Annotated in this window: 13 protein-coding genes; all 13 read left to right on the top strand. The window is 43.9% G+C overall.

Annotated features, from left to right (window positions below; genetic code table 11):
- Positions 1-34: 34 nt before the first annotated feature.
- The 13 genes from DW965_RS14435 (at position 35) to DW965_RS14370 (ending at position 15,199) form a co-directional block, all read left to right on the top strand.
- Entirely contained in the window at positions 35-3,385 is a 3,351-nt protein-coding gene (locus DW965_RS14435) for a hypothetical protein (RefSeq protein WP_119198508.1), read from the top strand.
- Positions 3,386-3,396: 11 nt separating this feature from the next.
- A complete protein-coding gene (locus DW965_RS14430; protein WP_119198507.1) occupies positions 3,397-3,777 on the top strand; it encodes a hypothetical protein in 381 nt (126 codons plus the stop codon).
- Positions 3,774-9,113: a hypothetical protein gene (locus tag DW965_RS14425; RefSeq protein WP_119198506.1), complete on the top strand. Its 5,340-nt coding sequence runs from the start codon at positions 3,774-3,776 to the stop codon at positions 9,111-9,113. The genes DW965_RS14430 and DW965_RS14425 overlap by 4 nt, the downstream gene beginning before the upstream one ends.
- 11 nt (positions 9,114-9,124) lie before the next feature.
- On the top strand, positions 9,125-9,331 hold the full coding sequence (locus DW965_RS14420; RefSeq protein ID WP_118660144.1) for a hypothetical protein: 207 nt from the start codon (positions 9,125-9,127) through the stop codon (positions 9,329-9,331).
- A gap of 1 nt (position 9,332) precedes the next feature.
- Positions 9,333-9,824 (top strand): hypothetical protein, encoded by a 492-nt coding sequence (locus DW965_RS14415; RefSeq protein WP_119198505.1) that lies wholly within the window; start codon positions 9,333-9,335, stop codon positions 9,822-9,824.
- Positions 9,825-10,375: 551 nt separating this feature from the next.
- Positions 10,376-10,657, top strand: a complete 282-nt coding sequence (locus DW965_RS14405) for a DUF3307 domain-containing protein (protein ID WP_118640090.1) — start codon at positions 10,376-10,378, stop codon at positions 10,655-10,657.
- A 226-nt stretch (positions 10,658-10,883) separates the two neighbouring features.
- Complete coding sequence (locus DW965_RS14400) at positions 10,884-11,870, top strand: tyrosine-type recombinase/integrase (RefSeq protein WP_119198503.1); 987 nt, start codon at positions 10,884-10,886, stop codon at positions 11,868-11,870.
- 77 nt (positions 11,871-11,947) lie between these two features.
- Complete coding sequence (locus DW965_RS20085; RefSeq protein ID WP_119198502.1) at positions 11,948-12,715, top strand: N-acetylmuramoyl-L-alanine amidase; 768 nt, start codon at positions 11,948-11,950, stop codon at positions 12,713-12,715.
- Positions 12,702-13,016 carry a peptidoglycan-binding domain-containing protein gene (locus tag DW965_RS14390; protein ID WP_158582867.1) on the top strand — a complete coding sequence of 105 codons (315 nt, stop codon included), beginning with the start codon at positions 12,702-12,704 and terminating at the stop codon, positions 13,014-13,016. Before DW965_RS20085 ends, DW965_RS14390 begins: the two co-directional genes overlap by 14 nt.
- Before the next feature lie 286 nt (positions 13,017-13,302).
- Positions 13,303-13,791, top strand: a complete 489-nt coding sequence (locus DW965_RS14385) for a helix-turn-helix domain-containing protein (RefSeq protein WP_119198500.1) — start codon at positions 13,303-13,305, stop codon at positions 13,789-13,791.
- Positions 13,792-14,016: 225 nt separating this feature from the next.
- The gene (locus DW965_RS20445) at positions 14,017-14,145 is read left to right on the top strand and encodes a hypothetical protein (RefSeq protein ID WP_256372864.1); all 129 of its coding nucleotides are present in this window, start codon (positions 14,017-14,019) and stop codon (positions 14,143-14,145) included.
- Positions 14,146-14,225: 80 nt separating this feature from the next.
- Positions 14,226-14,777: a type I-C CRISPR-associated protein Cas8c/Csd1 gene (locus DW965_RS14375; RefSeq protein ID WP_119198499.1), complete on the top strand. Its 552-nt coding sequence runs from the start codon at positions 14,226-14,228 to the stop codon at positions 14,775-14,777.
- A 149-nt stretch (positions 14,778-14,926) separates the two neighbouring features.
- A complete protein-coding gene (locus DW965_RS14370) occupies positions 14,927-15,199 on the top strand; it encodes a hypothetical protein (protein WP_147398799.1) in 273 nt (90 codons plus the stop codon).
- Positions 15,200-15,255 lie beyond the last annotated feature (56 nt).

Here is a 15,255-nt window from a genome sequence, read left to right as displayed (position 1 = left end):
ACCGTTAAAAGTTACACGGTAGGAAGGAATACGCATGGCGGGACAGGCTGACGGCTATATCATCATTGATACGGAGATTGACACAAACGGCGCAAAAGCTGGCAGTAAGGAGCTGGAAGCGAATGTGCGGCAGTGTATCTCGTCTATTAATGGTCTTGGAGACAAGGCCAAAGCATCACTTAACAAGCAGGCGAATGCATTTTCAAAGTTGAACGATCAGTACAGAGAGCAGGAAAAAAGAGTCGAACAACTTAAAGAAAAGGTTGCTGAACTCGGAAAACAGCAGATACCGACAGACGAATACAAAGAGATCCAGGCACAGATAGAGTCTGCTAAGACGCAGATGGACAAGCTGGTCTATGCGCAGGAAAAATTCGTGGCGCTGGGCGGCAGCGAGGACAGCAAAAAGTATAAAAGCTATCAGTACGATATTGACCAGCTCGCGAAAACAATTGATGACGCAAACAAAGAATTACAAGAGTTGGAACAAAACGGAGAAGCGTTTTCTTCTGCGTTAGGCGGTGAACCTCCGACCTACAAATACAAAGAACTTGAATCTGAGCTTGAGTCATTAAGTCAAGCAATTGATGTGGCAAAAGCAAAATGGGACGAATTGCGCGCGTCAAATACTGGTGGAATTAATGATGAAGAAATTAAAAGCACCTTAGAAAATCTCGATCTGCTGTACGAAAAATATAGTGCAGTAGAAGCGAAAATGCGCGAAAAAGAAAAATTTGGTACTGATGTAATTAAAACCGAGCCAACAAAAGAAGCAGCTGCAGCAATGGAGAAGTTGGCGCAGGAAGAAGAAAAGCTGGCAAGTATCAATGACCGGTTAAAAACCTCGTATGATGACGTAAAAGACAGCATTGACAGCTATTCAAACTCGGCGAATAATTCAGCGACTAAAAACACAGCAGACAACGCGTCAAAGTTGGCAAAATCCAACGAAAAAATTGCTGACAGTGGAAAGAAAGCCGCAAATTCTCTGAAAGAGACCGGAAGTGCTGCAGGAAATGCCAAAAACGGAATTATGACGTTGCTAAAATACGGTCTAGGCATCCGCTCATTATTCGTTCTTTTCAATAAGCTGAGAAGCGCGGTTGTGGCTGGAATGTCAAATTTGGCGCAGGAATCCGGCTCAACCAACTCGGCTATCTCTATGTTGTGGGGCAGCTTGGAACGGCTCAAAAACAGTCTTGCGACAGCATTTGCGCCGATTCTTACAGCGATTGCACCGATTCTGTCAAAATTCATCGACATGCTTAGCACCGCGGCAACTTACGTAAGCATGTTCTTTTCAATGCTGTCTGGTAAGAAAACATATACTCGAGCATTAGCTGTTCAGAAGGATTACGCGGCATCTCTAAGCGATACGGCATCGAGTGCGGAAGATGTAGCGGACGCAACCAACGACGCGGCAGATGCGGCAGATGCGGCCGCAGAAGCAACGGAAAAATACCTTTCCCCTCTCGATGATCTGAACAAGATGGATTCGAAAAGCGACAGCGGTTCCGGCAGCGGCGGTGGCGGCAAATCCCCGGGAGCTGGCGGCGGTGGAGGAGGAACAGGCAGTGCACCGATGTTCACGGAAGAGCAGATCCCTAACGCTTTTCTGGATAATCTGCAGAAAGTTTTTGATTTACTGAAAAAGATTAAAGACCTGTTTATGTCCGGCTTCTGGGATGGCCTTGGAGATTACAAACCGCAGCTTGCAGAACTGAAAAAGGATCTGGCATCCATCAAAAGGAATCTTGCTGAGATCTTCACGGACCCGGAAGTAGTAGGAGCTGCGAAACGCTTTGCAGAATCTGTAATCTATAATCTCGGGGTCGTGGCCGGATCAATAGCAAGCGTAGGCCTTACACTGGCTGTTAATCTTGTAGGCGGTTTTGAAAGCTATCTGAGCAGAAATAAAGATAGAATCAAGAAATTTTTGGTTGACGTTTTCAACGTCGGAGCAGAAATTGCAGATGAATTCGGACTTATCGCAAAAACGATAGCCGAAGTATTTGCAAAAACGTTTGGCACACAAACAGCGCAGGATTTGACAGGAAATCTTATCGGAATTTTTGCATCTTTAGGCGGCTTGGCTGTAGAAATTTTTGCACGATACGAGCGCGATAAAATGTATCTTGCCTGGCAGCCATGGATCGATAACAAAGATAAATTAGTTGAAGCGATTAACGAAACAATCGCACCTATTCAGCAACTCGCGCAGGTTATCGAGGACTTTTTAAACGATACATCCGACAAAATCATTGCATTTTATGATGAGATCGTTAAGCCATTTATTGATGATATCGAATCAGGCTGTGCGTCTATTTTGGCAACATTGCTTGATCTTTACAATAGTTATGTAGTGCCTATCATCGATGAATGGGGAACGCGGCTCGAAGATTTGATTAATGGACCTCTTACAGATTTTGTCGATAAATTCCTTGATGTGTGCGCAAAAATCATTGATGCGCTACAGCAAATTTGGAATAACGTTCTTGTTCCCCTTATTAATTGGATTCTTCAAAATGTAATTCCGTTATTGGCTCCTGTTGTACAATGGCTAGGCGACGCGGCTATTGATTTATTGGGCGCTGCGGTAGAAATGGCGAACGGAATTCTGGATATGCTCGGCGGTTTGATCGATTTCCTTGTTGGTGTGTTTACGGGCGACTGGAAAAAAGCTTTTTCCGGTGCAGGACAAATAGCACAGGGATTTGCGGATACATGCGGCGCTGTAATTGAATGGATTGGAGACTATATTTTAACTCCATTTATGTCACTGGTGAAAAAATTATTCTCTGTTGACTGGGTAAAATATTTTGGCGTAGCTGGCATTGCTCCGCAGGTGCTTTGCGATTTGATTAAGTCAATATTCAAAACTATGAAAAACGTATTTATTGGGATTATGAATTTTATTAAATACGCGTTTACTGGTGACTGGCGGAATGCTTGGCAGAGCGTCAAAAATATCTTTTCGAGTATCATGAGCGGAATTGGTGATGTTGTGCGTGCTCCGATTAATGGGATCATCAGCATGGTTAATCAGGCAATCGGAGCAATCAATAATCTGATCCGCGGCGTGAATAGAATTCCGCATGTAAATATTCCAACTATCGGAAGAATCCCACATCTGGCATCCGGTGCGGTCATCCCACCAAACCAGGAGTTTCTGGCAATGCTCGGAGATCAGAAAAGCGGAAATAATATCGAAGCACCAGAGGGGCTTATCCGTAAGATTGTCCGGGAAGAGTCTGGAAAAGGCAATGGAAGCTATACTTTCGTTGCACAGTTGGACAGAAAAGTCCTGTTCAAGGAAACAATCAGCGAAGCAAAGCTGCAGCAGATACAGGGTGGAAATAACCCATTCGAGCTGTCTACGACTTAAGGAGGGCATACATGGCACAAAATCATTTGCAGTTTGATGGCTACACGCCGCCAGATGTTGACGAAGATGGTTACACAATTGCTTTTGCAGCAACATCTTCGGACGATTCCGGGCGGCTTATGAACGGCAAAATGGTCAACACAAGGTTATTCACTGTTGAAGCGTATAACCTTAAATGGACCGATATTACCCTTGAAGCAGCAGCGGAAATCCTTTCAAAGACTGTTTTCAAGTCTCAGTTCAATTTCCATTATTTCAATATCAAAACCGCAAAATGGGAGACACATGCATTTTATGTTGCAAACGTTGACACAGCGATATATTCCCTCAAAGAGGGCGAGGAAAAATGCACAAGTCTTAGTTTCCAGGTAACGAGGATTGACCCATCATGAAAAATGTAAGCACAGAATTTAGGAAAAAAGTAGAAAACGGTTCTGCATGTTATGCGTACGCGAACGTGGTTTTACGGAACGGCACAAAATTGACTCTGGATCCGTCCAAAGATTTTCGAATTGACGGTAACAGCATCACCACCAATGGGGGAAGTTCATTCCCCCTCGGTGTGGCGCTTTCAAGAACAATAGAGCTTAATTTGGATAACTACGACGGAAGATTTGATGCCATTGACTTTTACGGCGCAGAAATCACGCTTTTTACGGGAATGACGCTGGATGATGGAAGCGTAGAAAAAATCAAAGAGGGAATCTTTTCTGTAGTTGAGCCGACCACGCCGGGATCCACAATTACGCTTGTTGCTGCAGATTACATGGCGAAAACATCCGATAGTTACGTTGCAAATACGACGTTTCCGGCGACTATATTTAATATCTATCGGGATGTCTGCATTCAGTGTAATCTTGTTGCTGGCAGCGCGAAATTCACAAATGGTGATTTCGTGGTAGATGCAATTTCTGAAAATGTTACATGCAGGGAGATGCTCGGATATATCGCTATGATTGCTGGCGGAAATGCCATGTGCGATTCCAACGGTGCTGTTATTATTAAGAGCTATGATTTTTCCGGCCTTAAAAAGTCAGATGGCACGTATGATTACACGAAAGCACAGAATTTTTCTGGATTTCAGAAGAATCCGAGCATTTCGACAGATATGATTCGGATAACCGGAGTTAAGGCGGAGAACGACGATGGAGATGAAAAGCAATCTTATATTGTAGGTTCGGAAGATTACTGCTTCTTGATCGAAAATCCATTGATTTCCGGCAAAGAAGCACAGGCACTGCAGCTAATCGGAAATGTTATTGTCGGGCTGGAATTTTACACATTCAGCGGAGATCACATTTCAAACCCGCTTGCTGAGTTTATGGACCCGTGTTTCGTGCAGGATATGAAAGGAAATCTTTTCTTTTCGGTTCTGAGCAATATTACTTACACGTACCTTGGCAGTACGTCTATTTCCTGCGATACAGACAGCCCAGAAACCGTAAAGTCGCAAAAGGCGACATCTGGCTCGAAAGTATACCAGAATCTCAAAAAGCAGCAGCAGGTTATTAAAAAAGAATTTGAAAAACAGATGGACGCTCTCGAAAAACAGGTTTCCAACGCACCTGGAACCTATATTTCGAGCGAAGTGCAGCCGGATGGCAGCAGCATCTACTATCTGCACGATAAGCCTACACTTGCGGAATCCAAAAGTGTTTTCAAAATAACGGCTGATACAATCACAGCATCGACCGACGGCGGAAAGACTTGGAACGGTGGATTTACTGTAGATGGAGTCATGATAGCTAAGATCATGACTACTATTGGTATTAATTTCGATTGGGGAGTTGGCGGCACCCTTATTATCCAGGACAGAAACGGAAAACAGACCGTCTACATGGATGCTGAAACGGGAGAAGTCCGGCTTAGCGTGGTTTCTCTTTCCATTCAGGGCGAAACGGTGGCAGATATTGCCGAAAAAAAAGCGGAATCTTCTCTGAACGACTTTACAAGCAATATATACAACCCTATGATTTCCAACCTGCAAAAGCAGATTGACGGACAGATCGAAACGTTCTATTACGATTACGAGCCTACGCTAAACAACGTTCCGGCGAAAGAATGGGATACTGAGGAGAAAAAGACGGCTCATGAGGGAGACTTATTTTATTGGAAATCGAAAGGTTATGCGTACCGCTTCCAGAAAGACGGATCGGCGTGGAGTTGGCAGCTAGTACAGGATACCGATATCACGCTTGCTATGCAGAAAGCCGCAGAAGCTAAAGACACCGCAGATTCAAAACGCCGCGTTTTTACAGCTACGCCGTATCCTCCGTACGATGTAGGTGACCTGTGGGTGGGAAATGATACTTCCGACCTTATGAGATGTCAGCGCTCACGACAGTCTGGTGCCTATGATTCTTCTGACTGGATCAAGGCGGTTAAGTATACAGACGATTCTGAACTTAACAATTTCATCTACACCGATTATGCCGAAGCACTTGTCGAAATCTCCAAATCGATCGACAAGAAAGCCGAAACGTGGTTCCAGGCAACAGATCCGGCGCTCCAATGGACAGATAATAGCACATCTGAACCATTGCAGGACCATACCGGCGCGAATATTACGGACAGCACCGGTGCAAACATTCTGACCGTATGGGATCGCGAAAAAGCGGCTCATAACGGCGACTTGTGGCATAACACAACCAATAACGTCGAGTACATCTATAAGGATGGAACCTGGCACGAAATGAGCGTTCCAGACGATGTTTTTGACAAAATCGACGGCAAGGCGCAGATTTTTGTTGGCGAACCGATTCCCCCTTATGACGTAGGCGATACATGGTTCACCGGAACAACTATCCTTGTCTGCGTAGTTAAGCGCACATCTGGAAAGTATAATGCGTCCGACTGGGCGAAAAAAGATACTTATACAGACGATACCGCGCTTGAAAACTTCCTTTCCGGCGACTACAAAGAGACTATTGCCAACTTGTCTACTCAGATTGACGGTAAGGCGGAAACGTGGCGGCAGAGCACTGATCCGGCGGCCAATTGGACAACGGATGAGCTGAAAGCCCAGCATAAGGGCGACTTGTGGAACAACACAGAGAACCAGAAAACTTATATCTATAATGGCTCAGCATGGCAGGAAATGACATCAACGCCGCCGCAAGCCGTATTTGACGCGATTGATGGCAAGGCTCAGATTTTCGTTAAGCAGCCAACTACGCCGTATGATGTGGGTGACTTATGGTTCGATTCTTCCAGTGCAGATATTATGACCTGTACGACCGCGAGAGAGAGCGGAAATTTTAATGCTACAGACTGGGAAAAAAGAAATAAATATACTGATGACTCCTCTCTTAACAACTGGATCAAGGGAGAGTACGCAAACACTCTTGCTGATGTTAAGAATCAGATAGACGGAAAAGCGGAAACGTGGCGGCAGAGCACAGACCCAGCTAAGTCGTGGACAACAGACGCACTGAAAAAGCAGCATAAGGGTGATTTGTGGTACAACACGACCGAGCAGAAGTCCTATATCTACAGCGGCACCGCGTGGGGGCCGATGAAAGCAGAGCCGCCGAGCGGTGTCTACGATGCCATCGACGGAAAAGCGCAGATTTTTGTAAAACAGCCAACCACGCCGTATGCGGTAGGAGACCTCTGGTTTGACTCGACGAGTGCCGATATCATGACTTGCGTAACAGCCAGAGAGTCCGGCTCTTATGTTGCCGGAGACTGGCAGAAGAGAAATAAGTATACGGATGACTCCGCCGTAAAAGCAGTCAGCAAGGAACTGGGCGATTTCATCACTGCATATGACGAAGAAATGGAGAAAATCTCCAATTCGATCGACAAAAAAGCAGAAACATGGTATCAGACAACCGACCCATCCTTGCAGTGGACGGGAACGACCGAAGAAGCGTTGCTGGATCACACCGGAGCGACCGTTACGGACAGCACCGGCGCGGCAATCATGACCGTGATTGAAAGTGAAAAGATGGTTCACGATGGCGATCTCTGGAAAAACCCATCGACCAATAAGGAATACATCTATCAAGCCGGAATTTGGCATGAAATGAGCATCCCGAACGATGTTTTCGACATCATAGACGGAAAGGCTCAGATTTTCGTAAGCCAGCCAAAACCTCCGTACTCGATCGGCGACCTGTGGTTCAGCTCGGCGACATCCGACATTCTTACCTGCGTTGTGGCTCGTGAGTCTGGCTCGTACGTGGCATCCGACTGGCAGAAGCGGAATAAATACACGGATGACTCCTCACTTAATAGCTGGATCAATGGAGAGTACGCAAACACTCTTGCTGATGTTAAGAATCAGATAGATGGGAAAGCCGAAACGTGGAGACAGAGCACAGACCCGTCTAAGTCGTGGACAACAGACGCACTGAAAAAGCAGCATAAGGGTGATCTGTGGTACAACACGACCGAGCAGAAATCCTATATCTACAGCGGTAGCGCGTGGGAACAGATGAAAGCAGAGCCGCCGAGCGGTGTCTACGATGCGATTGACGGAAAAGCGCAGATTTTTGTAAAGCAGCCAACCACGCCGTATGCGGTGGGAGACCTCTGGTTTGACTCATCGACCGCGGACATCATGACCTGCGTAACAGCACGGGAGAGCGGAGATTTTGCGGCTACGGACTGGCAGAAGCGGAATAAATACACGGACAACTCCGCGGTAGATGCACTGGACAAGGCCTTAACACAGCTTGAAATTTTTAACAGACTCACCAATAACGGCGCTGCACAGGGCATTTTCTTGAAAGATGGAAAACTGTACCTCAATTTCTCGTACGCACAAGGAGGAACCTTAAAACTTGGCGGAGTCAACAACGGCAACGGTCAAGCGGAAGTGTATGATTCCAGTGGAAATAAGATCGGAAGCTGGAACAAAGACGGTTTTAATTTGCAGAAAGGTTCCATATATGGTACGCAGATCCACCTTGAGTCACAAAATGACTATATACAAGGCACGGTCAACGGAAATGAAGCTGTCAAAATCTCCACAGGCGGCGTAAAAGTTGACAGTACGGCTAACTGGGGACTTGGCGTTACTCGGAAAGAATATATTTTTGAAATGAATCCGTACTTATTCCCTGGCGTTCGATTGCTTGATCGATCAACGGGAGCTGGAATTGGCAGCACGTGGACAAGCGGACACTTCGGAATGTGTTACACGGACGATCTTTCAGGATATTCCTCTGTCACTGATTTGCTCTCGAATTATGGTGTATACATGAAAGCCGGAAAAGAGGATGCAAACGGCGGCTTTTATGCAATAGGAAATGGACTTGGAAAAGGTTCACGTGTAACCGCAGAGGGAATCTACACTTCTGGAACCAAAAATAGAATTGTAGATACCGAAAACTACGGTCAGCGTCTCCAGTATTGCTATGAGATGCCAAGCCCGTTCTTCGGAGACATCGGAGAAGCGGAAACGGACGAAAACGGCCTGTGCTACGTTCAGATTGACGATATTTTCGGCGAAACAGTGCTGAGAAATGACAAGTATAACGTGTTCTTGCAGAAAGAGGGATGCGGCGACCTGTGGATCGAGGAAAAAACGGCAGACTACTTTTTGGTCAAAGGAACACCAAATCTTAGCTTTTCATGGGAACTGAAAGCTAAACAGGCAGATTACACGCTAGAAAGACTGGAAAAGAACGAAACTCCATATGAAAAAGAGCCGGAATTGGACTACAGCGAAATCGGCTATCAGACGTATATTGATTATGTAGAATCGAAAATTATAGCATGAAAGGAGAAACAATGAAAGTCTTAACAAGTTTTACGAAATTAGTAACCGGAGAGGGCATCCGGATCGCTTACACCTATTCAGAGGTGGACGATTCCGGCGACCTTATCAGTCAGAATAACCGCGGCAATTTTGTCGCGGTTAACCCGGAATTGAAAAAGCATATCGCCGCAATTGATGAATATATTGAAAATAATCAGCTCAATAAGGAGGAAAACTAATATGGCAAAATTCACAGATTACACCGAAAAAACAGAACCAGTAGACACTGACCTTGCGCTTATCTACGACACCCCAGCCAAAGTGAATAAAAAGTTTACTTTCGGCAATCTGTGGAAATGGATTGCTAAGAAAATCGTGTCCGAGGGTATCTCTCAGCTCGAGACGACTAATAAGACAATCCCGGGAGCTATTAACGAATTAAATAGTAATACACAATTTATGTTACAAACCAGCTCCAAAAACAAAAATAATATTAATATCGTAATTAACTCTCGGTGTTCGATTATATTATTACTTAACAATTACAGTGGATATCTAGCCGTATATGCAATCGAAATCGATTCACAATACAATTGTTCGCAGATAGAAATTATAAACAAGAAACAAATCAAACCAATTATTACTGTAGATAATAAAATTTTAACTATATCAGAAAATGCCTGGATTTCTGCTTTGATATTATCCACAATCCCAATTACCGAAATTAAATAGTAAGAAAGTCTTTAATAATTTATTGATATATAGAACTTCTGGAGCCGATATAAAGTCGGTAACTATTTCTATAAATAAAGAAGGATGTAACGACATATCATATGCTCCATTCGCGTTATTCGGAGGTTCAACATTTTCAACAGGTACTATTGGGAAAATAGATAATACATTAAAAACAGGTAATGTCACAATAAAGTGTAACGATAATGGTTCTATACAAAATGTAAAGTTTTCAAATTTTCCACAGTATGTAAATGCTGTTATCATTATCTATTATGAAAACATAAAAAATGCAATCGTGAAAGAAGAATAAAAATTATAATTATCACGATACTTTAAAAGACTGTGCAGAATTAACTGTTGGAAAATGGTTCGCAGAAATAATCTTCAGATTGTAGGAACTAAACTTGTTGATAATTATATGTATGTAAAAGGGATCGACAATGGATTTCCACATGCAAGTGCTTATGTAAAAATTGACATGAAAAAGAATAAGATTGTTGATTATTATAACGCACATAACTGCCCTGTTGAAGTAAAGGATGGAATATATGAATAAGGTAATTTTATTAGTATTTTGTCACTTGGTTGGTGATTATGTTTTACAAAATGATTTTATTGCAAAGACCAAAGGAAGTAATTGGTATCATTTGTTCGTACATTGTGCGTTGTATTGTTTACCATTTTATCTTGCCTTTGGATTAACTTGGCAGCTTGGAGTTGTTTTTGTGACACACTGTATTATTGATCCGCTAAAGGCGAGATATCAAAAAATATCATATGTAACTGACCAAGTTTTGCATTATTTTGTATCACTCGTTTACTTTTTATAGGAGAATAAATGCGGATTTAATTTATTAAAAATCTTGCTTAAATCTTGCTTTTTTGAAAAAAGACTTCCTATTTTCAAACAACGTGGTATAATGTAAGCACAACTAAAAAAAAGGAACCGGGCTATCCGACCAAAGACACACCCGGTTCCAAACTGCACCACAAAGGGTACGTGTATTATTATATCACAATACCCTCCCTTTGTGAACCACAAAAGGAGGTTTTTTTATGGCAGATTTTGCGACCGAGTTTATTACAAAGTTGAACGGCAAGCTCACACCGGAGCAGATGAAAGTTGTGCTTAACGAATTGGAGATCTTTTCGGACGATTACAATATTGAAAAGAAGTGCAGGGATGTAGCGGTTCCGGATGATCTCTTACCAGCGTGCTATAAGGTCTACATGGTATCGAAAAAGATTGAGGGCATGAGTCCGCAGTCGCTTATAACTTACAAATGTTATCTGGAACAGTTTTTGTACGCCGTAGGCAAGCCAGTTGAGAAAATCACGGCAAACGATATCCGCTTATATTTGTACGGGCTGGTTGGGAAGAACTCGGATCATACCATTGACACTAAGCGCATCGTTATCAATACGTTTCTTGACTGGTGTTGTCGGGAATATTACATTCCGGAGAACCCATGTGCGAAAATCCACGCCATTAAGTACGAGGAGAAGCCGCGAGAGCCACTTGATGGCATAGAGATGGAAATGGTACGGGATGCGTGCGTTGATCTTCGAGAAATAGCAATGATCGAGTTTTTCTACAGTACCGGATGCCGTGTTTCGGAAATGGCGATCCTCAAAAAAGAAGATATTGATTTCTCCACGAAAGAAGTCAGATTGTTCGGAAAAGGCCGCAAACACCGAGTTTCTTATCTTAACGCCCGCGCAGAATACACTCTGCAGAAGTATTGGACTACCAGAAAAGACGATACAGATGCCGTTTTTTGTACAATACGTAAGCCTTACCATGCTCTGCAAAAGCAAGCTATAGAGCAGGTCATCCACAACATCGGCGTGCGATCCGGCATCGGGAGACCGCTATTTCCTCATCTGATCCGGCACACCACAGCTACAAATGCGATAGACCACGGCATGGACGTGACGGATCTGCAGAAACTCCTCGGTCATACGCGGATCAGTACCACGATGATCTACGCAAAAGTAACGCAGGAAAACGTAAGATACAGCCATCACCGATACGTAGTCTAACAAGCCTACAAAGAGCCGTGAGAAAAAGAGTACAATGTTCCTAAGAATCGAAATTTTGGGAAAAGGAGCATCGACAAATGAGAATTGACAGATCATTAATCAGTAACACGAATACTTACAGTGAGAACGATCCTAAATGTATCGTAGTCCACAACACGGATAACTTCGCCGCCGGAGCAGACGCGCTGGCACACGCACGAGCGCAGTATAACGGCAATTTTCAGAATATGTCCGCCCATTATTACGTGGATGATGGTGACACCGCCTATCAGGCGGCACCGCACAGCCGTGGGTGTTGGCACGTCGGGGTTAATTACGGCGGTAATAACCTGTTTGGACGCTACGGCAACCGTAGCAGCATCGGCGTTGAGATGTGCGTGCAGGCGGGATATAATTACGAAAAAGCGTTTCAGAACACGGTAGCGGTCGTCAAAGAGATCATGCGGGAGACTGGCATTCCGGCAAGTCGCGTATACCGCCACTACGATATCTGTAGCAAGCACTGCCCGAGCCAGATCATCGAGAGAGGGGATTGGGAGCGGTTTAAGAGCCTGATCAGTGACGCGGCATCGGTCGAACAGCCAGAAAGCGGAAAGTATGAGCCTGGTATTTACAAGATCAATACCGACCTTAATATTAGAGAGCAGCCGAACGCAGACAGCCGACGAGTTGGAACGATCAAAGACCGCGGCAGCTACACGGTGACAGAAATTCAGAATGGAAGCTGGGGAAGGCTGCTCTCCGGTGCGGGCTGGATCAACTGCCATGCAAATTTGCACTTATGGCGGCGCGGCCAAAGAATCCACCTCAAAAGCGATCACAGTCGATGGTGTGTGGGGTCATGAGCTGACCAAACGCTTGCAGGAGATTTTTAAGACTGGAGTAGACGGCGTGATCAGCAATCAGCCAACCGCCAATAAAGAATACTGTGCTGGTATCGTGTCGGCCGAATGGTCTGATAAACTGTCCGGCGGCTCTGATCTGATCAGAGCTATGCAAAAATGGGCCGGAACCACAGAAGACGGCTATATCGGACCGCAGACCATCCGAGCGATGCAGCACAAGCTCGGCACAACGGTAGACGGCGTGATCAGCTACCCGTCCGCGATGGTCAAAGCTTTGCAGGAGTGGTGTAATCGGCAGTAATTAAAAAGACCCGGAAATTATTTCCGGGGCAAAAAGAAACGCCGCAGCTACGCGGCGAAAAGAATGATTCTTTTTTCTGGTCTTTTACATATGACCATCCCTATAGTAACACGAACAAGATCAGAGCGCAACAAAAAAATGACAAAAGGCGTGGGGATTTTCCTACGCCTTTTTTTATTGCAAAAAAACTGCAAAAAGTTTAAATAACCTATTGACGTATACGCCAATGTGTGGTATATTATAATCAGCAACAGGGAGATAACCAATAAGGAGGAAATAAAAAAGAATGAAAATAAAAGAAATCCGGAACGCCTCCGGCTTAACACAGGAGGCGTTCGCAAGAAAATACAACATCCCGAAGAGGACTCTTGAGGGATGGGAGGCGGGAAAAAGAAACCCGCCGGGGTATGTGCTTGAACTGCTTGAGAGAGTAGTAAAAGAGGATACCGAAAAAACAGAAAAGGAGAAAACAGAAATGTATTACAATACGATAATTTTAAAACATGGTGTAGGAAGCTACACAAAGAAACAATTTGATAATTTCGTCGAAGGAGATTGTGTTTGCGGTGAAAACGCAAATCCGGAAGAGCTGAAACGCTGGACGGGCGACCAGTACGGCTTGGCAAAAGCCGAGCTTACTAAATATAGATGCTCGTACCGCAAGTCCGGTGGATACGTATTCGCCGACGAATACGCGCTCGAATACTGCAACACAGACGAGGACGGGGAATTTCTTGATGGATCAGACCTCGATATCGCGGAAAAAGAAGCTTAAATATATTTGCAAGATCTTAATTATATTGCATCAGACGCGAGTCTGTGAGTTGAAAAACATTATTGAATAAGTGCCATAAGGTAGAAAAAAGGACGCAAGTTTTGCGTCCTTTTTTATTGGAAAAATAAAAAAATTAAAATAATCTATTGACGTATACGTCAATGAGTGGTATAATATAATCAAAGTTAAGGAACAGCAAATAAACAAAGAAAGGCGGAAACAATAATGACAAAATACGGAGAAGAGTACAGATTAAATGAAGAGGAAATGGAGAATATTGCGAGCTATATGAACGACGAAATCAGAGAAGACCTCATTTCAAAATGGCTCCTTGCGAGCCGGAAGAATTTCTGAAGGCTTACGTAGAAAGAGATTCAGATTTCGAAGAACTTCTTAGAAGTGAATTTTCAATTGAGATGTAAGGAGAGAAAAAGATGTACTGGAAAGAAATCTTACAGGCTTACGAAGACATGGGAGTAGAAGATATTATCCCAATCGCGCACACGCGAGTTAAGCCGAATATAAAAGTATTGCTGGATGAAAGCGGAAATTTCGTCGGTGCAATGTTGAATCAAGATCGTTTTACGATTCCGTGCACGATTGAATCGGAGTCAAGAACGAGCGGATGCGCACCGCATCCGATTCACGATAATATGCAATATTTATGCAATGAGTACGATGACCAAAAATGCAAAGAAAAACACGAAAGCTATATGAAACAGCTTAAGGAGTACATTGAGGAGGTAGACGACGAGCTGGCAAAATCGGTATACCGTTTTCTTGAAAAAGGACTTCTTCGAGATTGTATTAAAGATCTTTTAAAAAAAGTGAACCTGCCAGAGGAAAAGGTTATGGTTTGCTTTGCAATGGTAAGTAGGGAAGCCTTGACAAGAGTTCTGAGTCGGAAGAAAAATATAAAGCGTATTGCTTGCACGCATTGCAGTCGGGAGACGGGCAAGATTTCCAGTGGCGCGACTATTACCTGAAAACGCTGGAACCAAACGGCGTGTGCAGCATAACAGGAAAACCGGATTTCATCCCGCCAACTTATCCGAAGGGAATAAGAAATTCGCGAGACTCAGCAAAATTATTTGTCGGCGGATCAACAAATAAAATAAAAGAGAACTTAGACGGAATGCCGACGATCAATCCGGGATATGTGATCACGCAAAAGATCGCCCACACGCTACAGTGCCTAAATTATGAGGGAGCACACTGGGGCTATCAAGTGGTTCGGGACAACAAGGGAATAACAAACGAAACTGTAAGAAAAATTGAAAACGAGCTTGAAATGACAGAGGAAGAAAAGAAAAGATTCGAGAAAAGAATAGAAAAAAGTTTTCACAAGATGGCCAAAAATAAAGAGTGGATGGCGAAGAAAGACGGGGAAGAAAGTTATGACGATTAAAGAGATAAGAGAACGCTCCGGACTTTCACAAGGAGCTTTCTGCAAACGGTATGGGA

This window comes from Blautia sp. AM47-4, from assembly GCF_003479865.1.
Classification (GTDB): Bacteria; Bacillota; Clostridia; order Lachnospirales; family Lachnospiraceae; genus Fusicatenibacter; species Fusicatenibacter saccharivorans.
Note: the sequence above shows the minus strand (reverse complement) of the source record. Positions and strands in the feature narration are given on the sequence as shown.

Coding starts and splice junctions, on each gene's coding strand:
- DW965_RS14405 (WP_118640090.1), top strand. CDS start 10,376: ATGAATAAGGTAATTTTATTAGTATTTTGTCACTTGGTTGGTGATTAT.
- DW965_RS20085 (WP_119198502.1), top strand. CDS start 11,948: ATGAGAATTGACAGATCATTAATCAGTAACACGAATACTTACAGTGAG.
- DW965_RS20445 (WP_256372864.1), top strand. CDS start 14,017: ATGACAAAATACGGAGAAGAGTACAGATTAAATGAAGAGGAAATGGAG.
- DW965_RS14400 (WP_119198503.1), top strand. CDS start 10,884: ATGGCAGATTTTGCGACCGAGTTTATTACAAAGTTGAACGGCAAGCTC.
- DW965_RS14385 (WP_119198500.1), top strand. CDS start 13,303: ATGAAAATAAAAGAAATCCGGAACGCCTCCGGCTTAACACAGGAGGCG.
- DW965_RS14425 (WP_119198506.1), top strand. CDS start 3,774: ATGAAAAATGTAAGCACAGAATTTAGGAAAAAAGTAGAAAACGGTTCT.
- DW965_RS14435 (WP_119198508.1), top strand. CDS start 35: ATGGCGGGACAGGCTGACGGCTATATCATCATTGATACGGAGATTGAC.
- DW965_RS14415 (WP_119198505.1), top strand. CDS start 9,333: ATGGCAAAATTCACAGATTACACCGAAAAAACAGAACCAGTAGACACT.
- DW965_RS14420 (WP_118660144.1), top strand. CDS start 9,125: ATGAAAGTCTTAACAAGTTTTACGAAATTAGTAACCGGAGAGGGCATC.
- DW965_RS14430 (WP_119198507.1), top strand. CDS start 3,397: ATGGCACAAAATCATTTGCAGTTTGATGGCTACACGCCGCCAGATGTT.
- DW965_RS14370 (WP_147398799.1), top strand. CDS start 14,927: ATGCCGACGATCAATCCGGGATATGTGATCACGCAAAAGATCGCCCAC.
- DW965_RS14375 (WP_119198499.1), top strand. CDS start 14,226: ATGTACTGGAAAGAAATCTTACAGGCTTACGAAGACATGGGAGTAGAA.